The following is a 22,650-nucleotide window of genomic DNA, read 5'->3' on the forward strand; positions in this document are numbered from 1 at the left end:
TGCCTCCTGAAATTAGCCGCCAATGTAAGAGAGATTCTGTGTGATGCCGGTGTTGCCCTGATGCAGAAAGTGCGTCTGCTTTTTCTGCCCCAGGCTGCTGGCGATGCGCGCCTGCAGTTCGGCCTGCTGGTCGTCTGACGCCAGCAGATCGCGCAGCGGCACACCGCCGTCACCAAACAGGCAAAGGTGCAGATTACCGTGCGCCGAAACGCGCAGACGGTTGCAGCTGGCACAGAAATCTTTGGCATAAGGCATGATCAGACCAATCTCGCCGACATAATCGGGATGGTAAAAGACCTGCGCCGGGCCGTCGCTGCGTCCGCTCTCACGACGCTGCCAGCCCTGGGCGATCAGCTGATCGCGGATGACCATGCCGGAAACGTGCTGATCGCGGAACAGCGTGCCACCGTCGCCGGTCTCCATCAGTTCGATAAAGCGCAGCTGAATCGGACGGGTACGGATCCAGTCGAGGAACGTGGCCAGATTACGGCTGTTGAGATCGCGCATCAGCACGCTGTTGACTTTGACCTGGCGAAAACCAGCGTCCAGCGCGGCATCAATGCCGCTCATCACCTGATGGAATTTATCCTGACCGGTAATGGCGTGAAACTGACGGGCATCCAGACTGTCGACACTGACGTTGAGTGCGGTTAACCCCGCGTCACGCCACTGCTTCACGTCGCGCGCCAGCCGGTAGCCATTGGTGGTTACCGCGATCTGGTGAATGGAGGCGTTTTCGCGCACCGCCGCAATGATGTCGGTGAAATCACGGCGCAGCGACGGCTCACCGCCGGTCAGCCGCACTTTTTCCGTTCCGGCAGCGGCAAAGGCCCGCGTGACGCGGCGGATTTCATCCAGCGAGAGAAAGCTTTTGTTACGAATTCCCTGCGGCTTGTAGCCGTCAGGAAGACAGTAGGTACAGCGGAAATTACAAACATCCGTGACCGACAGGCGCAGGTAATAGAACTTACGCGCGTATGCATCAGTAAATTGTGACACCAGAACACCTTTCCAGATTGGGAGATGCAGTCATTTCTTCCTGCACCCTGGCAGCTCGATGGCTACGGCCTGAACCCCCTATCCGCAGACGTAGGCATTCAGGCTTGAGTGTACGCTGACCCGTTGATCAGCGCGGTAAGCATGATGGTAGCGTGATTTTCGCCACTCTTCCATTTGCTGTTTTCGCTATATATTCTTATACATATCGAATTTTCACCGCATTTTCGCGACAGGATACGTTAAAATGCGATCCAGATTTTGACGTAAGTCATCCGCGCGGGCTTAGCGATTAGAGCCACGCCACGCGAAGGGATATTAAGGAGAAGTATGAATCGCACACTGGCCGATCTTGATCGCGTTGTGGCACTGGGAGGCGGACACGGTTTAGGCCGCGTCATGTCTGCCCTTTCCCCGCTGGGCTCGCGTCTCACCGGCATCGTCACCACCACCGACAACGGCGGATCAACCGGCCGTATTCGTCGCTCAGAAGGCGGCATCGCCTGGGGCGACATGCGTAACTGCCTTAACCAGCTGATTGCTGAACCCAGCGTCGCCTCGGCGATGTTTGAGTACCGTTTTGCCGGTAATGGCGAACTGGCCGGACACAACCTGGGTAATCTGATGCTGCGGGCGCTGGATCATCTCAGCGTTCGACCGCTGGAAGCGATCAACATCATCCGTAACCTGCTTAAAGTCGACGCCTTTTTAATTCCGATGTCTGAGCAGCCGGTGGATCTGGTGGCGATGGATGTTGAAGGCAACATGGTTTATGGCGAAACGGCGATTGACGAGATGAAGCAGCCGCCGCAGGAGCTGATGCTGCATCCCAACGTCCAGCCAACGCGGGAAGCGCTGCAGGCGGTTGCTGAAGCGGATCTGATCCTGATTGGACCCGGCAGTTTTTACACCAGCCTGATGCCGATTCTGCTGATGGAAGAGATGGCGCAGGCCTTGCGTCGCACGCCTGCCACCATGGTGTTTATTGGCAATCTGGGCCGCGAGCTGAGTCCTGCCGCCGCCAGTCTGTCAGTGGCTGATAAGCTGCAGATGATGGAGCGTTATATCGGCAAGCGCGTGATTGATGCGCTGGTCGTCAGCCCGGCGGTGGACACCCGTGGCATTGAAAACCGGCTGATTGTCCGTGAACCGCTGGAGGCCGCCGATATCCAATATCGTCACGACCGCCAGCTGTTACGGGTGGCGCTGGAACACGCCATTCAGGGCTTTAACGGCGTTACGAGGCCGCAATAAACAGCGTTCGCAGTTCATGCAGCTGATCGCGCACGTTGGCCGCCTGTTCGAACTCCAGGTTCTGCGCATGCTGCTGCATCTGCCCTTCCAGTTCGTGGATTTTCTTCTGCAGGGCCTGCGGCGTTAACAGCTGGAAATCGGCCAGCGCCTGGGCTTCGCCAGGGCGGGCTGGTTTCGCTTTGCCGCGCGTTTTCACCACGTTTTTGCCCAGTTCCAGAATATCGGTGATCTTCTTATTCAGGCCCTGCGGCACGATGCCGTTCTCTTCGTTGTGCAGCTGCTGTTTCTCACGGCGGCGCTCGGTCTCTTCAATGGCGCGCGCCATCGACGGCGTGATTTTATCGCCGTAGAGAATCGCCTTACCATTGATGTTACGCGCCGCACGGCCAATGGTCTGAATCAGCGAGCGTTCGGAGCGCAGGAAGCCCTCTTTATCCGCATCGAGAATCGCCACCAGCGACACTTCCGGCATATCCAGCCCCTCACGCAGTAAGTTAATGCCCACCAGCACATCAAACTCGCCCAGACGTAAGTCGCGAATAATCTCCATACGCTCTACCGTGTCGATATCAGAGTGCAGATAACGCACCTTCTCACCATGCTCAGACAGATATTCGGTGAGATCTTCCGCCATACGTTTGGTCAGCACCGTCACCAGTACACGTTCGTTGATCGCCACGCGCTGACGGATTTCTGACAGCAGATCGTCGACCTGGGTACCGACCGGACGCACTTCGATGATCGGATCCAGCAGACCGGTAGGACGCACCACCTGATCGATCACTTCGTCGCCCGACTTTTCCAGCTCATATTTGCCCGGCGTCGCCGAAACATAGATGGTCTGTGGTGCCAGCGCCTCAAACTCTTCAAACTTCATCGGACGGTTATCCAGCGCCGACGGCAGGCGGAAGCCATACTCCACCAGCGTCTCTTTACGCGCCCGGTCGCCTTTATACATGCCGCCAATCTGCGGAATGGTCACGTGCGACTCATCCACCACCAGCAGGCCATCGGCGGGCAGATAGTCAAACAGCGTCGGTGGCGCTTCGCCCGGTCCGCGTGCGGAGAGGTAGCGTGAGTAGTTCTCGATGCCGGAGCAGTAGCCCAGCTCACTCATCATCTCCAGGTCAAACTGGGTACGCTGGGTAATGCGCTGCTCTTCCAGCAGCTTATTGTTCTCCAGCAGCACCCGGCGGCGGTCCGCCAGCTCGACTTTGATATCTTCCATCGCCTGCAGAATACGCTCACGCGGCGTCACGTAGTGCGTCTTGGGGTAGATGGTAAAGCGCGGCACGACCGAATCGATCTGGCCGGTCAGCGGGTCAAACAGCGACAGACGCTCAACCTCTTCGTCAAACAGCTCGACGCGCAGCGCAATGTCGTCCGACTCCGCCGGGAAGATATCGATCACTTCGCCGCGCACCCGGAAGGTACCGCGCTGGAACGCCTGGTCGTTGCGGGTGTACTGCAGCTCTGACAGACGGCGCAGAATACTGCGCTGATCGATAATCATGCCGCGGGTCAGGTGGAGCATCATTTTCAGATAGAGATCGGGATCGCCCAGACCGTAGATAGCCGAAACCGACGCCACCACAATGACATCGCGCCGTTCCAGCAGCGCCTTGGTGGCCGACAGACGCATCTGTTCGATATGTTCGTTCACCGACGCATCCTTTTCGATAAAGGTGTCGGAGCTCGGCACATAGGCTTCTGGCTGGTAATAGTCGTAGTATGAGACGAAAAACTCGACGGCGTTATCCGGGAAAAACTCTTTCATCTCGCCATAGAGCTGGGCGGCCAGCGTCTTGTTGGGCGCCAGCACCATGGTCGGACGGTTGAGGTCGGCAATCACGTTGGCGACGGTAAACGTTTTACCAGAGCCGGTTACGCCTAATAAGGTCTGATGGGCCAGTCCATCCTCCAGCCCCTCTTCCAGGCGACGTATCGCCTCAGGCTGGTCGCCCGAAGGTTTAAAGGCGGAGTTCAATTTAAAGGCTTTGCTCATGAATGCAGTTCCTGCTGGAGAAGTCGGCGGGCAGGCACTCATTTTACTCTGCTATGGTGATTTTGCCAGAAAATAATACTGGATATAAAAACAGTATTGGTGCAATGTTAACGCCAGCAGGATGGCACCTGCTGTCCCTGCAGGCTGGCAGCGTTATCGCTCAGCTTGTTGCGCAATGTTATCCCCAGGCAGAGATCTGATTTAACATTTGTCAATAGAGTGTCACAAAATTACAGTACCGTTACCTGACAGATAATTCTCAGGCTTGTTTTTTGATAACAAACTGATTTTATTGAAATAAGGCTATGAGGCCAGATTCTCGTCATTATGTTACCAGGCCGCGTATTTCCTCGCTTCCAACTGGTTTTCATTACCTAATGCACAAGGTTATCCACAGGAATGGTGGATAAGTGATGGCAGCCCCGACGCCATCAGCTGTGTATAATTTTTCCCTGCCTTCTCACTACCGTGAAAATAATTTTTTTTGCGTTAAATTTCGCGTCGCCTGCTGCCGGATTATTCTGCAATTTTAATCTGTCACCGGGTGCCGTACGCAAATTTTCACGCCTCATACTAAGATTCTTAATCGGACTTGCTGCCACGTCAGAGTACGTCTGCACCAGAAACAGCGCCCCGAGGCACTGCAAAAGTGCAGGCGCGTGATCACCGTGGGGAATTGATAAGTTTTTCTCACCTTTCTTCCCTGACACGAGGCGCTCCGGCAGGAAACAGGGCCGTTTTTAGATCTGGCCTGGGAATTGCAGGAGTCAGTAGCGTTACCGCGCTGAATGCGCACTGTGCTGCAATGGCGAGGCTGCCGTTGCTGATGACTTGTTTGCCAGACGACAGAGCGCGGAAGCAATCAGGCTAATGATCGGGAAGGAGAGTGTCAGATGCTGAGTTTACGTTCGGTAAATCAATTTTACGGTCAAAACCATATTCTGTGGGATGTGGACCTGGATCTGTCGCCTGGCACCTGCACCGGCATTCTGGGCCGTCCTGGCATGGGTAAAACCACGCTGGTGAACTGCATCATGGGCAGATTGCCGATTAACAGCGGCTCCATCTCCTGGAAAGAGGATGGCTCGCCGCCGGAAGATCTGCTGCTGCAACCGGCTGAACAACGGGCGCAGATGGGGATTGGCTATGTGCCGCAGGGCCGCCATATTTTTACTCAGATGAGCGTGGAAGATAATCTGCTGATTGCCCTGCTGGCGGGTGCCAGCCAGCGCGACCGCCATCGCGCCATTCCCGAAATGGTGTTCGACCTCTTCCCGGCGCTCTACTCTCTGCGCCAGCAGCGCAGCGGCGATCTGCCGATCGATCAGCAGCAACAGCTGGCCCTGGCGCGCGCGCTGGTGCTGCAGCCCAAACTGCTGATTCTGGATGAGCCGACCGACGGGATGTCGCCGTGGCTGGAAGAGGAGATGGGCAATCTGATCCGTCGGCTTAACCTCGACTACGGGCTGACCATCCTGCTGCTGGAGCAGCGCCTGTCGCTGATCCGTCGCGTGGCGGACTATTTTCTGCTGCTGCACCGCGGTCGCAATGTGGCGCAGGGCAGCATGGAACAGCTTGATGACCACACCGTCGATAAATGGCTGACGGTAGCCTGACACCGGGCGTAACGGTTGCAGGCAGGCTGGAAATGGAGCGCGCAGAACCACCGGAGCGCATACACAGCGCGAGGTTGGTGAGCACTGCCCGGACTCAGCGTGACAAATAAAATAGCCAGGCCAGGCGGTTACTCCGGCAGCGTCAGGTATTGACCACAGGACGCCTGCTGCGACGCATCAGTGAGAAACGGGATGGTGCCCAGACAGGGGGCAGGTAACCTATTTTTCAGGCTGGTGAGATACTCCTGATAGCGTTTACCCGGGGGTTCAACGGTGTTGGCGATCCAGCCCACCAGCGGCAGTCCGCTTGCCCGCACCGCGTCAGCGGTGAGCATAGCGTGGTTGATGCAGCCGAGCTTAATCCCCACCACCAGAATCACGGGCAGCTTTTCGCTGACCACCCAGTCCGCATAGGTGTGCGTCTCCGACAACGGGGTATACCAGCCGCCCGCGCCCTCTACCAGAATCCAGTCTGCCAGCGGTTGCAGCGCCGCCAGACCCGCCGACAGCGCCGGATGGGTGATCGGCCTGCCCTCTTCGGCGCTGACGATGTGCGGCGAAGTCGGCTCGAGAAACGCCAGCGGATTGACCTGCTGATAGGTTAACGGCACGCTGCTGTAGCGCTGCAGCGCCAGGGCATCGCTGTTACGGATGCCCTCTGGCGTCATCTCACAGCCTGAGGCAACCGGCTTATAGCCCGCACAGCGATAGCCCGCTGCGGCTGCGGCCTGCAGCAGCCCGCCGCTGGCCACGGTTTTACCGACCTCGGTGTCGGTGCCAGTGATAAACAGGCATTTCATGATGCACTTACTCCATAGATTAAATGGTAACTCAGGCGATAGCCGTGCCGATCGCGCGGCCAGTGCGCCTCTAACTGGTTGAGCCGTTGTCGGGTTAATACCTGCCCGTCACGCCCCTGGTGCAGATGGGTCGCGCCAATCCCTTTCAGGGAGCGCATGGCGCTGAGCGCATCGGGAAAATGCAGGGTCACCACCTCTGAGGTACAGCGCAGGTGCTCTGCGTGGCAGGCCGCCGCAATCTGTGGCTCGCTGAGAAAGCGGTTGGCGTGAGGCAGCGCATCCAGATGGGACCAGGCTTCATGAACCTCCTGCAGCGAACCGTCGCCCAGAGTGGAAAACAGCAGCGTGCCATCGGGCCGCAGCACCCGCCGGAACTGGCTCAGCGCGCCGGGCAGATCCTCGCTCCACTGCACCGCCAGGTTGCTCCACACCAGGTCAATCGTGTTATCCGCCAGCGGCAGCGCGTCGATATCACCGGCCAGATAGTGCTGCGCCGCGTCATTGTCCCGCGCCTGTTGCAGCATCTGCGGAGAGAGATCCAGCGCCGTCACCTGTTTGCCACGTTCGCGCCACAGCCTGCTATACCAGCCGGTGCCGCAACCGGCATCCAGCAGCTGCAGACCGCTTTGTGCGGGCGCCAGTGCCAGCAGGGCATCGCCGCTGAGGCGTTGCAGCGCAGCATGGGCATCGTAATGGCTGGCCGCCCGGCCAAAGGCGCGTGCCACCGCCTGTTTGTCAACCCGCAGCGTCATGCAGCGCCTCCAGTAACCGGTCAATATCCTCAGGATGATGAGCCGCTGTCAGGGTGATGCGCAGCCGGGCCGTCCCCGGCGGCACGGTCGGTGGCCGGATCGCGCTGACCCAGCAGCCCGCCTCAGCCAGCCGCTGGGAGAGCGCCATCGCATCGCCATTTTCGCCCACCAGCAGCGGCTGAATCGCGCTGCCGGAGTCCATCAGTTGCCACGGCAGCGAGGCCGCACCGCGCCGGAAATGGCCAATGTTCTGTTGCAGTTGCTGGCGCAGGGCATCGCCCTGCTGAACTTCACGCAGCGACGCCTGCAGCGCGCTAGCCTGCGCCGCGGGCATCGCGGTGGAGTAGATCAGATGTCGGCTGAACTGCAGGAAATAGTCGGCGGTGGCTGCGTCACACAGCAGCGCGGCACCGCTGACGCCAAAGGCTTTGCCAAAGGTGACAACCAGCAGTTCCGGTTTAACGCCCTGCTGCCAGCAGCTGCCGCGCCCCTGCTCACCCACCACGCCGATGCCGTGTGCATCATCCACCAGCAGCCAGCCCTCTGCCTGTCGCGTCTGTTGCGCCAGGGCGGCCAGCGGCGCACTGTCGCCATCCATGCTGAAAATACCTTCCGTCACAACCAGCGTTTCGCCCTCGCAGGGAGAGGCGAGCCGGAATGCCAGGCTCTCCGGCGCGTTGTGATGGAAACGTCGTAGCTGTGCCGGACTATGGCTGGCGGCGTCGAGCAACGAGGCGTGGCTGAGTTTATCGGCCAGGATGCGATCGTTTTTCTCGCCCAGCAGATGAATGACCGCCTGATTGGCCGCAAAGCCAGAGATAAACAGCAGCGCACGGTCGTAGCCGAGCCAGTCGGCCAGCTGCGCCTCAAGATCGGCGTGCTGACGGTGATAACCCGTGACATGCCCTGAAGCACCCGCACCTGCGCCCGCCCGCGCCGCGCCCTGTTGCCAGCCCGCAATCACCGCCGGATGCTGGGTTAAGCCGAGATAATCATTGCTGGAGAAGTGGAGATAGCTGCGGCCGCCGCTGTGCAGCGTGCGGGTCGATTGCTGATCGATCACCCGTCGCTGCCGCCAGCCATCGGCCGCCCGGCGCTGCGTCAGCGCCTGACGGATACGTTGCTGCCAGCCCATTACAGCGCCGCGTTGTAGAACTGTTCAGTGTCGGCATGGAATAGCTGCTCGCTGAGTTGCTGCTCCTGCTGCTGATCGCCGTGCTGAGTGTGAGTATGCTCCGGGTTAAGACCCAGTTTGCGGAACAGCACGCGGTCTTTATCCTCTTCCGGATTCGGCGTGGTCAGCAGTTTGCAACCGTAGAAAATCGAGTTCGCCCCGGCCATAAAGCACATCGCCTGGGTCTGCTCACTCATCTGCTCACGGCCCGCAGAGAGGCGCACATGCGAGGTCGGCATCATGATGCGCGCCACCGCGATGGTGCGGATAAAATCGAACGGTTCCACATCATCATTATCCGCCAGCGGCGTGCCTTTAACCTTCACCAGCATGTTGATCGGTACACTCTCCGGCGGCGTTGGCAGGTTGGCTAACTGAACCAGCAGACCGGCGCGGTCGTTAACGGTTTCGCCCAGGCCGACAATGCCACCCGAACAGACTTTGATGCCGGCGTCGCGCACTTTGCCCAGCGTATCCAGACGTTCCTGATAGCTGCGGGTGGTGATGATGGAGCCGTAGAATTCCGGTGAGGTGTCGAGGTTATGGTTGTAGAAATCGAGACCCGCGCCCGCCAGTCGCTGCGCCTGGTCGTCGCTGAGCGTGCCCAGCGTCATGCAGGTTTCCATTCCCATCGCCTTCACGCCTTCCACCATCTTCTCCAGATAGGGCATATCGCGCTCGTGCGGATTTTTCCACGCGGCACCCATGCAGAAACGGGTTGAACCGGCGGCTTTGGCCTGACGCGCTGAGGTCAGCACCTCTTCCACTTCCATCAGCCGCTCCGACTCCAGGCCGGTCTTGTAGCGCGCGCTCTGCGGGCAGTATTTACAATCTTCCGGACAGGCGCCGGTTTTAATCGACAGCAGGGTACTGACCTGCACCTGGCGCGGATCGAAGTGCTGCCGATGCACCTGCTGTGCGTTAAACATCAGTTCAAGAAAAGGTTGATCAAACAGCGCTTGCGCCTGTGCAATTGTCCAGCGTTGAGCCATTACTTACTCCAAAAAGGGTGTCATCCCGACGAAAAGCAGGGTTATACTTGTAAACTATATTTTTTTATTTTGGTTTACAACTCCGATGACTATCCCCGTTTTCTCCTCAGACGATGCCCGCTTTGACCGCCAGCATATCTGGCATCCCTACACCTCCATGCAGGATCCGCTGCCCTGCTATCCGGTGGTCGCCGCACAGGGTTTTCAGCTGCAGCTGGCCGATGGCCGTGAGCTGGTGGATGGGATGTCCTCGTGGTGGGCGGCGATTCACGGTTACAACCATCCGCGCCTGAACCGGGCGTTGACAGAGCAGGTCACACAGATGTCGCACGTGATGTTTGGCGGCATTACCCATCCGGCGGCGGTAGCGCTCTGCCGTCAGCTGGTGGCGATGACGCCTGAGGCGCTGGAGTGCGTCTTCCTGGCCGACTCAGGCTCGGTGGCGGTGGAAGTGTCGATGAAGATGGCGCTGCAGTACTGGCTGGGGCGTGGCGAGACGCGCCAGCAGTTCCTGACGCTGAAACGTGGCTATCACGGCGATACCTTTGCAGCAATGTCGGTATGCGACCCCGAGAACTCGATGCACAGCCTGTGGCGCGGCTATCTGCCCGAGCATCACTTTGCGGCTGCCCCGGCCTGCGGCTTTGATGATGAATGGCACAAGCCTGATTTCGATGATTTTGCCAGGCTGATAGAACAGCATCACCGGCAACTGGCAGCCGTCATTCTGGAGCCGATTGTGCAGGGTGCGGGCGGCATGCGTTTCTACCATCCGCGCTATCTGCAGCAGGTACGGGAAGCCTGTGATCGCTATGGCGTGCTGTTGATTGCGGATGAGATCGCCACCGGGTTTGGCCGTACCGGCAAACTTTTTGCCTGCGAGCATGCGGGCATTACCCCGGATATTCTCTGCGTCGGCAAAGCGCTGACCGGTGGCATGATGACGCTGGCGGCGACCCTGACTACCCGCGAGGTCGCGGACACCATCAGCCGCAGCGCGGCGGGCTGCTTTATGCATGGCCCGACCTTTATGGGCAATCCGCTGGCCTGTGCGGTAGCGGCGGAGAGCCTGACCATGCTGGCGGAAGGTCACTGGCAGCGCCAGGTGGCGGCGATCGAACAGCAGTTACGGGCTGAGCTGCTGCCGCTGCGCAGTTCACCGCAGGTGGCCGATGTGCGCGTGCTGGGCGCGATTGGCGTAGTGGAAACCCATCAGGCGGTTAATATGGCGGCGCTGCAGCAGTTCTTTGTTGAACAGGGCGTCTGGATCCGGCCTTTTGGCCGGCTGATCTACCTGATGCCACCCTACATCATCACACCACAGGCGCTGAGCAGGCTGGTGCAGGCGATTGGCGGCGCGCTGGAGCATTCTCAACATTTTGCCGCCTGAAGCAGGCTGACCGCTGGCACTGGCGACACTTTTAGTTATGATGGCAGGCTATTCATCGACAATTAAGGAGATGTGATGCGCGTTTTTAGTCAGGATTTTAATGACGGCGATAAGATGCCTGAAAAGCATGTTTTCAACGGCATGGGTTATCAGGGCGAGAATATCTCCCCCCACCTTGCCTGGGAAGCAGCGCCGGAAGGCACCAAAAGTTTTGTGGTGACCTGCTACGATCCTGATGCCCCGACCGGTTCCGGCTGGTGGCACTGGGTGGTGGCGAATATTCCGGCCAGCACGACGTCACTGCCGCAGGGTGCCGGCTCCGGCAAAGCGTCACTGCCAGCAGGCGCAATCCAGACCCGTACCGATTTCGGTCAGGCGGGCTACGGTGGCGCGGCACCGCCACAGGGCGAAACCCATCGCTACATTTTCACCGTGCATGCGCTGGATGTGGAGACGATTGAAGTAGATGAAGGCGCCAGTGGCGCAATGGTCGGCTTTAATGTGCATTTCCACGCACTGGCGAGCGCCTCGCTGACCGTGAATTATCAGTAATTCAGCACGACAGACTACTGGCAAACCCAAGGCTGGGTGACCTGGCAGCAACGTATTAGCTCAAAACGCAGGGAACGGCGTTAGAAGAGGAAAGCGTCCCACGCCCAGGGACAAAAACGCCGGGAGCGTTTTTGAACAACGCAAAGCGTTGGCCCGGCTACGGGCGCACCTCAGGGATGAGGTGCGTAATCGCGGGGGCCGAGCGTGCCATGGATGGCGGTTTTTGCGTCTTTCCGATTTGACGCCATTCCCTGTGTCTGCTCGATCTCACAGCTGGGCTGTGGCAGACTTCGTCAACTATCTCATACCTCTCCCTGACAGGAGAGGCGTTTTTCGTAGCGGGTTACGCCTGTAACTGATGAATCACAACCCACATCGGGCCCTGCCCCACCGCATAACGTCCCAGCGGCTTTAACAGCCCTTTCGGTTCGGTAATCGCATAAACTTCGATGTGATGAGATTTCTGTCCCGCCGCCACCAGATAGCGTCCGCTGTGATCGATATTAAATCCGCGCGGCTGCGTTTCCGTCGGCTGGAACCCTTCCAGGGTCAGCTCATCGCCCAGGTCGCTGACGCTGAAGACTGCCAGCGTGCTGCTGGTGCGATCGCAGGCATAGAGGAAACGGCCATCCGGCGTCAGATGAATATCGGCTGCCCAGCGCGTACCGCTGAAATCAGGCGGCATCATATCCAGCGTCTGCACGCTTTCTGCTTCACCTTCGCCCGTATTTAATGCCCAGACCTCAACCGTACTGTCGAGCTCGTTCACGCAGTAAGCGTACTGGCCGCCCGGATGGAACTGCATATGACGCGGGCCAGCGCCTTCTACTGTCGTGACCTGAGCCTGTTTACGCGGCGTCAGCTGACCGTCTTCGCCCAGCTTAAACAGACAGATACGGTCCTGCTTCAGAGCCGGCACGTAGAGCGTCTTGTTGTCATTATCGATGTTGGCCGAGTGACAGCCATCAAGTCCGCTGATCACCTGCAGCGGGGCCTGCGGAATGCCGTCATCGCCAATCGGGCTGACGCTGACGCAGGCATCATTGTAGGAGCCGCAGAACAGGAACCTGCCCTGGCGATCGGTGGAAATGTGAGTCGGGCTGCCGGGCAACGGCGCCTGACCCGCTTCGGTCAGCGTGCCATCGGCGGCAATGCGAAACGCCAGCACGCGGAAATTGGGACGCACACCGACATAGAGAAAATCGCGGTTCGGACTCACCACCATTGGCTGAACCTGGCCGGCGACATCGGTCACCTGAAGCAACGTCAGCCCACCCTCATCATTCATCTGCCAGACGTGGATCTGCTGGCTCTCGGGACTGGCGGTGTAGACAACTTGTTTCATGCATTCTCCTTTTTTGCTGCCTGATCATGATTTGTGAATCACTGTAGCCTGTTTTATTGCCCTACGCTGGGATCATTTGTGCCCTGTTTTTTGTCTCCGGACCGTGGTGAGGTGTAGACTTCAGCCCCTGCAAACCAGGAAAAACGAGAGGATTAATGAGCTACCGTGTAATCGCCCTCGATCTCGACGGCACGCTGCTGACCCCAGCCAAAACGATTCTGCCGCAGTCAATCGAAGCGCTAAATCAGGCACGCCAGGCGGGCGTTCATGTCGCTATCGTGACCGGACGCCATCACTGCGCTATCCACCCTTTTTATCAGGCGTTACAGCTGGATACACCCGCAATCTGCTGTAATGGCACCTATTTGTATGATTACCAGGCGAAAAAGGTGCTGGCGTCCGATCCCCTCGACCCGCAACTGGCGTTGCAGGTAATTGAGATGCTGAATCAGCAGCAGATTCACGGGTTGCTCTACGTGGATGATGCGATGCTCTATCAGACCCCGACCGGCCACGTGATGCGCACCCTGAAATGGGCCGAATCGCTGCCTGCCCACCAGCGTCCACTGTTCCGCAAGGTGCCCGACTTAGCCCAGGCGGCACGCGACGCCGGTTCGATCTGGAAGTTTGCCCTGTCGCACAACAACATCCCGGAACTGCAGCAGTTCGCCACCGGGGTGGAAGCGGAACTGGGGCTGGCCTGTGAATGGTCGTGGCACGATCAGGTGGATATCGCCAAAGGCGGCAACAGCAAAGGCAAACGACTGGCGCAGTGGGTTGAATCACTGGGGCTGAGTATGTCCGATGTGATCGCATTCGGTGATAACTATAACGATCTCAGCATGCTGGAAACGGCCGGACTGGGCGTGGCGATGGGCAATGCCGATGAGGCGATTAAAGCGCGGGCGAAAATGGTCATCGGCACCAACCTTGAAACCGGTATTGCCGATACCCTCTATCAGTACGTGTTGTAATCAGGGCGTCACAGAGACGCTTTTGATCTGGGCATAGAGCCACTGATCCGGCCGGATGCCCAGCTCATCCCGCGCCCACGGCGTGATGCGCGCCCAGAGTTCGCTAATGCCGATGCGCAGCTTCACCTCAACCTGGTCCCCGACCTCCAGCAATTCCACCACCTGTGCCGGTAAAATGTTGCGGATCGAGCTGTGTTGCGGCGGTTGCAGCGCCAGCGAGACATCGGCCGAGGCAATGCGAATACGCAGCGGAGTTTTAACCGGCTGGTTCACCCGGCTGACCCAGATGTGCTGATCGCCCAGCGACAGGGCGGTCATCGGATAGTCGGGATGCTGCTCCAGCACCTGCACCCGCAGCACGCTGGTCAGTTCACTGACCGGCAGCCAGGGCCGCATCGCGCTGCTGCTCCATACCCGCTCCAGCGGACCAAAGGCTTTGACCTTGCCCGCATCCAGCACCAGCACGTTATCAGCCAGCTGCAGGATCTCCTCCAGACTGTGCGAAACGTAGAGCATCGGAATATCGACCTGCTTCGCCAGCTTTTGCAGATACGGCATCAGTTCACGTTTGCGTGGCAGATCCAGTGACGCCAGCGGCTCATCCAGCAGCAGCATATCCGGTGCGGTCAGCAGCGCACGGCCAATCGCGACCCGCTGCTTTTCCCCGCCCGACAGCGACAGCGGAAAGCGCGGCAGCAGTGCCTCCAGACCCAGCAGTGAAACCAGACTGTCGAACTGCGCTTTCATCTTAGGTGCCATACCATATTGCAGGTTGCCTCGGACCCGATAGTGCGGGAACAGCCGCGCATCCTGGAAGACATAACCGATACGCCGTTTTTCCGGCGGCAGCGCAATCTTCTGCTCCGCATCTAACAGCAGGCGATCGTGTAGCTGGATCCGTCCCCTTTGCGGCTGAGTCAGCCCGCTGATCGCGTTGATCAGCGAGGTTTTTCCGGCGCCTGACACACCGAAAATAGCAGTGATCCCTTTGGCCGGGATTTGCAGGTCGACCTCCAGCACGTGATCGCCCTGCTGCTGCATAAAGTTGAGTGATAGCATCAGTTTCCCATCCGCTTACGGCTTGCACGTGCCAGCCATTCCGACGCCAGCAGTGACGCCAGCGCCAGCACGATCGCGATGACGCAGAGCCGTGCCGCCGCCCCTTCCGCGCCGGGCGTCTCTATCAGGGTAAACATCGCCAGCGGCAGCGTACGCGTCTCGCCGGGAATATTGGAAACAAAGGTGATGGTGGCGCCGAACTCGCCCAGCGATCGGGCAAACGCCAGCACCGTACCGACGATGACGCCAGGCAACGTCAGCGGGAGCGTGATGGTGAAAAAGACCCGCCAGCGTCCGGCGCCCAGCGTGCGCGCCGCCTGCTCCAGCCGGCTATCCACCGCCTCCAGCGCCAGCCGGATGGCACGCACCATCAACGGAAAGGCGATCACGGCAGAGGCCAGTGCGGCACCGCGCCAGCTGAAAGCAAAGCTGAAGCCGAACCAGTCATAAAGCTTTTCGCCTATGATGCCGCGCCGCCCAAGGCTAATCAGCAGCAGATACCCCACCACCACCGGCGGCAGCACCAGCGGCAGGTGGATCAGGCTGTCGAGCAGCGCTTTACCAGGAAAACGGCAGCGCACCAGAATCCAGGCCATCAGGATGCCAAACGGCAGGCTGCCCATCACGGCTATGCCAGAGACTTTAAGGCTAAGCAGTACCGCCTGCCATTCGGGATCGCTGAGTATCATTTCGTCGGTGTGAATCCGTAATGTTTGAAGATAGCCGCGGCCTGAGGCCCTTTCAGATAATCATAAAACGCTTTAACGGCGGCATTGTCGTGATCGTTAACTATCGCCATCGGATATTCCACCGGCTTATGGCTGGTTGCCGGAAAATGCCCGACGACCTGCACTTTGTCGCTGGCGACCGCGTCAGAACCGTAGACAATGCCATAGGGCGTTTCATTACGCTCGACCAGGGCCAGCGCTGCACGAACATTATTGGCTGGCGCTAACGAAGGCGCAACGCCTTCCCATGCACCCAGTTTTTGCAGCGCCTCTTTGGCGTAGATGCCCGCGGGAACGTGGTCCGGATCGCCGACTGCCAGACGCTCCCCGTGCAGCAATGTTTTCCAGTCAGTCTTCGGATCCAGCGTCACCGCTTTGGCTGCGGCACTGCGTGGCGCAATCAGCACCAGATCGTTGCCCAGCAGGGTATAGCGGCTGCTGGTAATCACACTTTTTTTCGCCACCGCATCATCCATCCACTGCTGATCGGCAGAGATAAAGAGATCGGCAGGTGCACCCTGCTCAATCTGGCGCGCCAGCGTTGAAGAGGAGGCAAATGAAGAGACCACCGTCACCCCCTTTTCCTGCTTGTAACGGCTGGCAATATCCTGCATCGCGTTGGTCAGTGAAGCCGCGGCAAACACAGTAATGTTGTCGGCGGCCACAGCCTGTCCGGCCAGCGAAACGGTGATCAGGGCCGCGACGCCCCAGCGATAGTGTTTAAATGACATGATTTTCTCCGGCTATTCGTTGTGTAGCGGATAATATAGCGCAATGTCAGTGAGGTTCAGTAAATTATCGGCAGGGGGAACAAAAGGTTAAATCAGGTGAGTTAAAAACAACCACGCCCGCGCAGATGGCGGGCGTGGCAGCAATTAATTGTGCGAACGGGCTGAGGATTTTTCGCGATGACCAATTTTAGAGATGACGTTAAACACTTCACCCAGGCCATAAATCATACCCAGCATCAGCGCCATCACCACAGGCACCATCAGTATGGCGACGGCGAGGCTTTTAAGTAATTCCAGCATGGAGAGTCTCACTCTGCTAACAAAAAAGAGATTGTAACGGGTCAGCAAAATTTTGCGCAGCCCTTTTCGTGCTTTTACTTTGGTCACAAAACGCCGCTATCATCGGCCTTCGCCTTAACCCTTTGCCGGAGCTGCCATGGAAGCCGAACTGTCCCTTCATATCCGTTTACAACAGAAACTGTTTGCCGATCCGCGACGTATTGAGCTGCTGAAACGCGTACAGCAGACCGGGTCGATCAGTCAGGGTGCGAAGCTGGCCGGCATCAGCTACAAAAGTGCCTGGGATGCGATTAATGAGATGAACCAGATGGCGGATGAAACGCTGGTAGAGCGGGCCACCGGCGGCAAAGGCGGCGGTGGCGCAACGCTGACCCGCTACGGTGAACGCCTGATTCAGCTGTTCCAGCTGATGGAGCAGATCCAGCAGAAAGCCTTTGATGCGCTGCAGCAGGATACGTTACCGCTCGACAGTCTGCTGGCGGCCATCGCCCGCTTCTCGCTGCAGACCAGCGCCCGTAACCAGCTGTTTGGCACCGTCGTCAGTAACGATGCGCAGCAGGTGGTCCAGCATCTGCTGATTCAACTGGCCGATGGCGTCACGCAGCTTAATGTGGCGCTGACCCAGCGCAGCGCCGATCGCCTGCAACTGGCCGCGGGTAAAGAGGTGCTGGTACTGATCAAAGCGCCGTGGATCCGCATCAGTCGTGACGCCGCACAGGATGACAATCAGCTGGCAGCGACGGTCAGTGCCATCGAACCCGGCGAGCAGATGAGTGAAGTGCTGATGAAGCTCGCCAGCGGCGAAACCCTGTGCGCGACCCTGAGCAACGATCAGCTACAGCAACTCAGGCTGCAGCCCGGCGACGCCGTGATCGCCAGTTTCAATGCGGAACACGCCATCGTCGCCACCCTGCTCTAGCGGTTGATTTGACTTCATTACGGGCAATGGTTACAACTCAGTAACACGATGCAAAAAATGGAACAGATCATGGCTTCATTGCACATTTCGCAAGGCACATTTCGTCTTAGCGATACCCGGATACTGAGCCTGAATCAGGTGGAACTGCAGCGCGGCGAAAGCTGGGCGTTTGTCGGTGCCAACGGCAGCGGCAAATCATCACTGGCGCGCGCACTCTCTGGAGAACTTCCGCCGCTGGCCGGTTCAGTCAGCAGCGATTTCAGACGTCCGGTCCGGCTGTCGCTGGAGCAGCTACAAACCCTGGTGGCGCAGGAGTGGCAGCGCAACAACACCGATATGCTCAGCGAAGGTGAAGAGGATACCGGGCTGACCGTGGCAGAGGTGATTCAGGCGGAGGTTCAGCAGCCCGAGCGCTGCGAGCAGCTGGCACAGCAGTTCGGCATCGAAGCGCTGCTTTCACGCCGCTTTAAATATCTCTCTACCGGCGAAACCCGCAAAACCCTGCTCTGTCAGGCATTGATGAACCAGCCAGATTTGCTGATTCTGGATGAGCCGTTTGACGGGCTGGATGTGGCGTCGCGCGCCAGCCTGACCGACACGCTGCGCGGCCTGCAGCAGCCGACATTTACCCTGGTGCTGGTGCTCAATCGCTTTGACGATATTCCCGACTTCATTCAGCAGGTTGGCGTGCTGGCAGAGTGCACCCTCACCCACAGCGGGCCACGCCAGGCCATTTTAACAGAAGCGCTGGTGGCGCAGCTGGCACATAGTGAACAGCTGATGGGAATGGCGTTACCTGAGGCGGATGCGCCGGATCAGCTGCCATCGCTGGCGGATGATGCGCCGCGCGTTATCCTGCGCAACGGCACCGTCTCGTATAACGATAAGCCAGTAATTCAGGGGCTGAACTGGCAGGTCAACGCCGGCGAGCACTGGCAGATCACCGGTCCGAACGGCGCCGGAAAATCGACCCTGCTTAGCCTGGTGACCGGCGATCATCCTCAGGGCTACAGCAATGATTTAACCCTGTTTGGCCGCCGTCGCGGCAGTGGCGAAACCATCTGGGATATCAAGCAGCATATTGGCTATGTCAGCAGCAGCCTGCATCTCGATTATCGCGTCAGCACCAATGTGCGCACGGTGATCCTGTCAGGCTTTTTCGACTCTATTGGTCTCTATCAGGCAGCTTCTGACCGGCAAAAAGCGCTGGCGCAGCAGTGGCTGGCACTGCTGGGGATGGATAACGGACAGGCCGATGCGCCGTTCCACTCGCTCTCATGGGGACAGCAGCGGCTGGTGCTGATTGCCCGCGCGCTGGTTAAGCATCCGACGCTGCTGATACTGGATGAGCCACTACAGGGGCTCGACCCGATTAACCGCCAGCTGGTGCGGCGCTTTGTCGATGTGCTGATTGGCGAGGGACGGACTCAGCTGCTGTTTGTTTCGCATCACGCGGAAGATGCGCCCGCCTGCATCACACATCGCCTGAGCTTTATCGCCCATGACGGCGGCTTTCACTATCAGCAGGAAAATCTGCACTAAGGCTCTTATAACGGGTCACCCCACGCCGCTGCTGCGGCGTTTTAAAGCGCCCTTGTGTAAGCGCTACCATTCGGCATCGCCTTTCACGCCATATATCCGCACACAATGCCACGAAATAAGAATATTCAGCTTGTGTAAGCGATACCATTTATCCAGACTTGATCACGCTTTCGGGCGCGATGATGTGCTACTTTTTACCAATGCCTCTTTGGCTTTTGACGCTTACCAGGATCTAACATGGAAAAATTCAACCCGGTCGATCACCCGCATCGCCGTTACAATCCACTGATTGATCAATGGATTTTAGTTTCACCTCATCGGGCCAAACGTCCGTGGCAAGGCGCGCAGGAAACCCCGGCGGTCAATACGTTACCGGCGCACGATCCGGACTGCTTCCTGTGTGCCGGAAACACCCGCATCACCGGCGACAAAAACCCGGACTATGCAGGCACCTACGTCTTTACCAATGACTTTGCTGCGCTGATGACCGACACGCCAGACGCGCCCGAGAGCGACGATATCCTGATGCGTTGTGAAAGCGCACGCGGCACCAGTCGGGTCATCTGCTTCTCGCCCGATCACAGCAAAACCCTGCCGGAGATGTCGCTGAACGCACTGGAAGAGGTGGTGCGTACCTGGCAGGCACAGACCGCCGATCTGGGTCAGCACTATCCCTGGGTGCAGGTGTTTGAGAACAAAGGCGCGGCGATGGGCTGCTCCAACCCCCATCCCCATGGTCAGATCTGGGCCAACAGCTTCCTGCCGAATGAAGCGCAGCGTGAAGATGATCATCAGCGCGACTATTTCGCTAAACATGGCTCGCCGATGCTGGTCGATTATCTGGCTCGCGAACAGCAGGATGGCAGCCGCACCGTGGTGGAAACCGATCACTGGCTGGCGGTTGTGCCGTGGTGGGCCGCCTGGCCGTTTGAAACCCTGCTGCTGCCGAAAGCGCACGTCAAACGAATTACCGACCTCAATGAGGCGCAGCGTACCGACCTGGCGCTGGCGCTTAAGCTGCTGACCAGCCGATACGACAACCTGTTCCAGTGCTCATTCCCCTACTCCATGGGCTGGCACGGCGCGCCGTTTAACGGCGAAGCCAACGATCACTGGCAGTTGCATGCTCACTTCTATCCGCCGCTGCTGCGCTCAGCAACGGTGCGTAAATTTATGGTTGGCTATGAAATGCTGGCCGAAACCCAACGCGATTTAACGGCGGAGCAGGCGGCAGAACGTCTGCGTTCTGTCAGCGACGTTCACTTCCGTGAGGCACAACAATGAGCTTAAAAACCATCACGCAGCAGCTTTTCTCTGACACCTTCGGTTACGCCGCTACGCATACTATTCAGGCACCGGGCCGCGTTAACCTGATTGGCGAGCATACCGACTATAACGACGGCTTCGTGCTGCCGTGCGCTATCGATTACCAGACGGTGATTGCCTGTGCCCGCCGTGACGATCGCCAGATTCGGGTGGTCGCGGCGGATTATGAGAATGCGCAGGACACATTCTCGCTGGATGAAGAGATCGTCAGCCTGCAGGAACCGATGTGGGCCAACTATGTACGCGGCGTGGTGAAACATCTGCAGCAGCGTCATGCCGATTTCGGCGGTATCGATATGGTGATCAGCGGCAACGTGCCTCAGGGCGCGGGCCTCAGCTCATCTGCGTCGCTGGAAGTGGCGGTCGGCACCGTAGTGCAGCAGCTCTATAATCTGCCGCTGGATGGCGCCGCCATTGCCGTGAATGGTCAGGAAGCGGAAAACCAGTTCGTCGGCTGTAACTGCGGCATCATGGACCAGCTGATCTCAGCGCTGGGCCGGAAAGATCACGCCATGCTGCTCGACTGCCGCACGCTGGGCACGCGTCCGGTGTCGATGCCGGAAGATATCGCGGTGGTGATCATCAACTCCAACTTCCGTCGTACCCTGGTTGGCAGCGAATACAACACACGTCGTGAGCAGTGTGAAGCGGGCGCGCGTTTCTTCAATAAGAAGGCACTGCGTGACGTTGAACTGGCCGAGTTTGAAGCGGCACATGCGCAGCTCGACCCGCAGGTGGCAAAACGCGTGCGTCACGTCCTGACCGAGAACGCCCGCACCCTGGAAGCGGCTGATGCGCTGACTCAGGGCGACCTGACCCGTATGGGCCAGCTGATGGCCGAATCTCACGCCTCGATGCGTGACGACTTCGAGATCACCGTGCCACCGATCGATACCCTGGTAGAGATCGTGAAAGCGCAGATCGGTGAGCGCGGCGGCGTGCGTATGACCGGCGGCGGCTTTGGTGGCTGTATCGTCGCGCTGATGCCACTGGATCTGGTCGATCAGGTTAAAGCCGCCGTAGCGGAGCAGTATGAAGCAGCGACCGGCATCAAAGAGACCTTCTACGTCTGCAAAGCCTCTGAAGGAGCCGGCCAATGCTGAACGACGTCAACTCCCATGCGCCCGACGGTCAGCCGTGGCGCATAACGGTGCTGCGCAATGCCAACGGCATGCTGGCCACCTTTATGGACTGGGGCGCAACCTGGCTCTCCGCCCGCGTGCCGATGCAGGATGGCACGGTGCGTGAAGCGCTACTTGGCTGCGCCACGCCCTCTGACTATCTGCATCAGGATGCCTATCTGGGCGCGACGGTCGGCCGCTACGCTAACCGCATCGCCGGGGCGAAACTGAATAAACTGAATCGCCAGCTGGTGCCGAACCAGGGTGCACATCAGCTGCATGGCGGACCAGAAGGCTTTGATAAGCGCCGCTGGCAGATTGTCAGCCAGTCTGACAGTGAGGTGCACTACCGCATTGATTCGCCTGATGGCGATCAGGGCTATCCCGGCAATCTGATTGCCGATCTGCGCTACCAGCTGGATGACCAGAACTGCCTGAGCATTAGCTATGAAGCGCGCTGCGATCAGCCCTGCCCGGTCAATCTGACTAACCACGCCTACTTTAACCTTGATGCGCATCATGGCGACGCTCGCCAGCATCGCTTACAACTGCACGCCGACCATTATCTGCCGGTCGACAGCGAAGGCATCCCGAATGCGCCGCTGAAAGAGGTTGCCGGAACCAGTTTTGATTTCCGCGAGGCCAAAGTCGTGGCACAGGAGTTTCTGGCAGACGACGACCAGCGGGCGGTGAAGGGCTATGACCATGCGTTTCTGCTCAACAGCGCAGGCGACGACACTCAGCCTGCGGCAGAACTCTGGTCGGAAGATGGCAGACTGCAGCTCAGCGTGACCACTTCGGCACCGGCGTTGCAGTTCTACTCCGGCAACTACCTGGCGGGCACCCGTGCCCGCGAGCAGGCGAGCTATACTGCATTTCAGGGTATTGCGCTGGAGAGCGAATTTTTACCGGATTCGCCTAATCATGCTGAGTGGCCTCAGCCTGATTGCTGGCTGCAGCCGGGAGATCGCTGGGAATCCGTGACGCGTTATCGCTTCACGCCACGCTGAGCCTCCGGCTGAAAAACGCGCAGTGCGTCACACACAGGCTTACGCGCTGCCCGCTTTTCCGTTA

21 protein-coding genes and 1 riboswitch are annotated in these 22,650 nt (G+C 58.7%); of the genes, 10 read left to right on the top strand and 11 right to left on the bottom strand.

Features of this window, described 5'->3' with window-relative positions:
- Positions 1-12: 12 nt before the first annotated feature.
- Complete coding sequence (gene moaA, locus ACR8BN_RS13285) at positions 13-999, bottom strand: GTP 3',8-cyclase MoaA (protein WP_434747013.1); 987 nt, start codon at positions 997-999, stop codon at positions 13-15.
- Positions 989-1,122, bottom strand: a riboswitch (molybdenum cofactor riboswitch). (Overlaps the previous gene by 11 nt.)
- Positions 1,123-1,326: 204 nt before the next feature.
- On the opposite strand from moaA, the gene ACR8BN_RS13290 reads away from it, so the two are divergent.
- Entirely contained in the window at positions 1,327-2,250 is a 924-nt protein-coding gene (locus tag ACR8BN_RS13290; RefSeq protein ID WP_434747014.1) for a gluconeogenesis factor YvcK family protein, read from the top strand.
- On the opposite strand, the gene uvrB is transcribed toward ACR8BN_RS13290, so the two are convergent.
- Positions 2,234-4,255 (bottom strand): excinuclease ABC subunit UvrB, encoded by a 2,022-nt coding sequence (gene uvrB / locus ACR8BN_RS13295; protein WP_010260230.1) that lies wholly within the window; start codon positions 4,253-4,255, stop codon positions 2,234-2,236. The genes ACR8BN_RS13290 and uvrB overlap by 17 nt on opposite strands.
- Positions 4,256-5,148: 893 nt before the next feature.
- Here uvrB and ACR8BN_RS13300 point away from each other — a divergent pair.
- Positions 5,149-5,871 carry an ABC transporter ATP-binding protein gene (locus tag ACR8BN_RS13300; RefSeq protein WP_010260222.1) on the top strand — a complete coding sequence of 241 codons (723 nt, stop codon included), beginning with the start codon at positions 5,149-5,151 and terminating at the stop codon, positions 5,869-5,871.
- A gap of 128 nt (positions 5,872-5,999) precedes the next feature.
- On the opposite strand, the gene bioD is transcribed toward ACR8BN_RS13300, so the two are convergent.
- The 4 genes from bioD to bioB are packed head-to-tail and all read right to left on the bottom strand — an operon-like array spanning position 6,000 to position 9,589.
- Positions 6,000-6,671 (bottom strand): dethiobiotin synthase, encoded by a 672-nt coding sequence (bioD, locus tag ACR8BN_RS13305; RefSeq protein ID WP_434747015.1) that lies wholly within the window; start codon positions 6,669-6,671, stop codon positions 6,000-6,002.
- Entirely contained in the window at positions 6,668-7,423 is a 756-nt protein-coding gene (gene bioC / locus ACR8BN_RS13310) for a malonyl-ACP O-methyltransferase BioC (RefSeq protein ID WP_031593835.1), read from the bottom strand. Before bioC ends, bioD begins: the two co-directional genes overlap by 4 nt.
- Entirely contained in the window at positions 7,407-8,558 is a 1,152-nt protein-coding gene (gene bioF / locus ACR8BN_RS13315; protein ID WP_275102445.1) for an 8-amino-7-oxononanoate synthase, read from the bottom strand. Before bioF ends, bioC begins: the two co-directional genes overlap by 17 nt.
- Positions 8,558-9,589: a biotin synthase BioB gene (gene bioB, locus ACR8BN_RS13320; RefSeq protein WP_031593833.1), complete on the bottom strand. Its 1,032-nt coding sequence runs from the start codon at positions 9,587-9,589 to the stop codon at positions 8,558-8,560. Before bioB ends, bioF begins: the two co-directional genes overlap by 1 nt.
- An 85-nt stretch (positions 9,590-9,674) precedes the next feature.
- Here bioB and bioA point away from each other — a divergent pair, with 85 nt between their 5' ends.
- Positions 9,675-10,979: an adenosylmethionine--8-amino-7-oxononanoate transaminase gene (gene bioA / locus ACR8BN_RS13325; protein WP_109653385.1), complete on the top strand. Its 1,305-nt coding sequence runs from the start codon at positions 9,675-9,677 to the stop codon at positions 10,977-10,979.
- A gap of 75 nt (positions 10,980-11,054) precedes the next feature.
- Positions 11,055-11,531 carry a kinase inhibitor gene (locus ACR8BN_RS13330; protein WP_143990550.1) on the top strand — a complete coding sequence of 159 codons (477 nt, stop codon included), beginning with the start codon at positions 11,055-11,057 and terminating at the stop codon, positions 11,529-11,531.
- 343 nt (positions 11,532-11,874) lie between these two features.
- Here the strand turns inward: ACR8BN_RS13330 and pgl are convergent, their stop codons facing one another.
- Positions 11,875-12,876, bottom strand: a complete 1,002-nt coding sequence (pgl, locus tag ACR8BN_RS13335; RefSeq protein WP_022626021.1) for a 6-phosphogluconolactonase — start codon at positions 12,874-12,876, stop codon at positions 11,875-11,877.
- Positions 12,877-13,031: 155 nt separating this feature from the next.
- Here pgl and ACR8BN_RS13340 point away from each other — a divergent pair, with 155 nt between their 5' ends.
- The gene (locus ACR8BN_RS13340; RefSeq protein WP_434747016.1) at positions 13,032-13,850 is read left to right on the top strand and encodes a pyridoxal phosphatase; all 819 of its coding nucleotides are present in this window, start codon (positions 13,032-13,034) and stop codon (positions 13,848-13,850) included.
- Here the strand turns inward: ACR8BN_RS13340 and modC are convergent, their stop codons facing one another.
- The 4 genes from modC to ACR8BN_RS13360 form a co-directional block, all read right to left on the bottom strand.
- Positions 13,851-14,909 (bottom strand): molybdenum ABC transporter ATP-binding protein ModC, encoded by a 1,059-nt coding sequence (gene modC, locus ACR8BN_RS13345; protein WP_434747017.1) that lies wholly within the window; start codon positions 14,907-14,909, stop codon positions 13,851-13,853.
- The gene (gene modB / locus ACR8BN_RS13350; protein WP_039391186.1) at positions 14,909-15,598 is read right to left on the bottom strand and encodes a molybdate ABC transporter permease subunit; all 690 of its coding nucleotides are present in this window, start codon (positions 15,596-15,598) and stop codon (positions 14,909-14,911) included. Before modB ends, modC begins: the two co-directional genes overlap by 1 nt.
- Entirely contained in the window at positions 15,595-16,368 is a 774-nt protein-coding gene (gene modA, locus ACR8BN_RS13355; protein WP_039391185.1) for a molybdate ABC transporter substrate-binding protein, read from the bottom strand. Before modA ends, modB begins: the two co-directional genes overlap by 4 nt.
- A 144-nt stretch (positions 16,369-16,512) precedes the next feature.
- Positions 16,513-16,668 (bottom strand): AcrZ family multidrug efflux pump-associated protein, encoded by a 156-nt coding sequence (locus tag ACR8BN_RS13360; protein WP_010260183.1) that lies wholly within the window; start codon positions 16,666-16,668, stop codon positions 16,513-16,515.
- A gap of 136 nt (positions 16,669-16,804) precedes the next feature.
- On the opposite strand from ACR8BN_RS13360, the gene modE reads away from it, so the two are divergent.
- From modE to galM, 5 genes are all read left to right on the top strand, one after another.
- Positions 16,805-17,587, top strand: a complete 783-nt coding sequence (gene modE, locus ACR8BN_RS13365; protein ID WP_022626025.1) for a molybdenum-dependent transcriptional regulator — start codon at positions 16,805-16,807, stop codon at positions 17,585-17,587.
- Positions 17,588-17,656: 69 nt separating this feature from the next.
- On the top strand, positions 17,657-19,129 hold the full coding sequence (gene modF, locus ACR8BN_RS13370; RefSeq protein ID WP_143990549.1) for a molybdate ABC transporter ATP-binding protein ModF: 1,473 nt from the start codon (positions 17,657-17,659) through the stop codon (positions 19,127-19,129).
- 237 nt (positions 19,130-19,366) lie between these two features.
- Entirely contained in the window at positions 19,367-20,413 is a 1,047-nt protein-coding gene (gene galT, locus ACR8BN_RS13375) for a galactose-1-phosphate uridylyltransferase (protein WP_033756994.1), read from the top strand.
- The gene (gene galK, locus ACR8BN_RS13380) at positions 20,410-21,558 is read left to right on the top strand and encodes a galactokinase (RefSeq protein WP_434747018.1); all 1,149 of its coding nucleotides are present in this window, start codon (positions 20,410-20,412) and stop codon (positions 21,556-21,558) included. Before galT ends, galK begins: the two co-directional genes overlap by 4 nt.
- Positions 21,552-22,586 carry a galactose-1-epimerase gene (gene galM / locus ACR8BN_RS13385; RefSeq protein ID WP_010669659.1) on the top strand — a complete coding sequence of 345 codons (1,035 nt, stop codon included), beginning with the start codon at positions 21,552-21,554 and terminating at the stop codon, positions 22,584-22,586. The genes galK and galM overlap by 7 nt, the downstream gene beginning before the upstream one ends.
- The last annotated feature ends 64 nt before the right edge of the window (positions 22,587-22,650 follow it).

This window comes from Pantoea sp. Lu_F5_004, assembly GCF_051136245.1.
GTDB classification, from domain to species: Bacteria; Pseudomonadota; Gammaproteobacteria; order Enterobacterales; family Enterobacteriaceae; genus Pantoea; species Pantoea agglomerans.

Excerpts from the sequence above, each read along its gene's own strand:
- galK (WP_434747018.1), top strand. The coding sequence starts at position 20,410 with ATGAGCTTAAAAACCATCACGCAGCAGCTTTTCTCTGACACCTTCGGT.
- ACR8BN_RS13360 (WP_010260183.1), bottom strand. The coding sequence starts at position 16,668 with ATGCTGGAATTACTTAAAAGCCTCGCCGTCGCCATACTGATGGTGCCT.
- modB (WP_039391186.1), bottom strand. The coding sequence starts at position 15,598 with ATGATACTCAGCGATCCCGAATGGCAGGCGGTACTGCTTAGCCTTAAA.
- ACR8BN_RS13340 (WP_434747016.1), top strand. The coding sequence starts at position 13,032 with ATGAGCTACCGTGTAATCGCCCTCGATCTCGACGGCACGCTGCTGACC.
- bioB (WP_031593833.1), bottom strand. The coding sequence starts at position 9,589 with ATGGCTCAACGCTGGACAATTGCACAGGCGCAAGCGCTGTTTGATCAA.
- galT (WP_033756994.1), top strand. The coding sequence starts at position 19,367 with ATGGAAAAATTCAACCCGGTCGATCACCCGCATCGCCGTTACAATCCA.
- ACR8BN_RS13300 (WP_010260222.1), top strand. The coding sequence starts at position 5,149 with ATGCTGAGTTTACGTTCGGTAAATCAATTTTACGGTCAAAACCATATT.
- modE (WP_022626025.1), top strand. The coding sequence starts at position 16,805 with ATGGAAGCCGAACTGTCCCTTCATATCCGTTTACAACAGAAACTGTTT.
- modF (WP_143990549.1), top strand. The coding sequence starts at position 17,657 with ATGGCTTCATTGCACATTTCGCAAGGCACATTTCGTCTTAGCGATACC.
- bioD (WP_434747015.1), bottom strand. The coding sequence starts at position 6,671 with ATGAAATGCCTGTTTATCACTGGCACCGACACCGAGGTCGGTAAAACC.
- ACR8BN_RS13330 (WP_143990550.1), top strand. The coding sequence starts at position 11,055 with ATGCGCGTTTTTAGTCAGGATTTTAATGACGGCGATAAGATGCCTGAA.
- bioA (WP_109653385.1), top strand. The coding sequence starts at position 9,675 with ATGACTATCCCCGTTTTCTCCTCAGACGATGCCCGCTTTGACCGCCAG.
- galM (WP_010669659.1), top strand. The coding sequence starts at position 21,552 with ATGCTGAACGACGTCAACTCCCATGCGCCCGACGGTCAGCCGTGGCGC.
- modC (WP_434747017.1), bottom strand. The coding sequence starts at position 14,909 with ATGCTATCACTCAACTTTATGCAGCAGCAGGGCGATCACGTGCTGGAG.
- ACR8BN_RS13290 (WP_434747014.1), top strand. The coding sequence starts at position 1,327 with ATGAATCGCACACTGGCCGATCTTGATCGCGTTGTGGCACTGGGAGGC.
- pgl (WP_022626021.1), bottom strand. The coding sequence starts at position 12,876 with ATGAAACAAGTTGTCTACACCGCCAGTCCCGAGAGCCAGCAGATCCAC.
- bioF (WP_275102445.1), bottom strand. The coding sequence starts at position 8,558 with ATGGGCTGGCAGCAACGTATCCGTCAGGCGCTGACGCAGCGCCGGGCG.
- bioC (WP_031593835.1), bottom strand. The coding sequence starts at position 7,423 with ATGACGCTGCGGGTTGACAAACAGGCGGTGGCACGCGCCTTTGGCCGG.
- uvrB (WP_010260230.1), bottom strand. The coding sequence starts at position 4,255 with ATGAGCAAAGCCTTTAAATTGAACTCCGCCTTTAAACCTTCGGGCGAC.
- modA (WP_039391185.1), bottom strand. The coding sequence starts at position 16,368 with ATGTCATTTAAACACTATCGCTGGGGCGTCGCGGCCCTGATCACCGTT.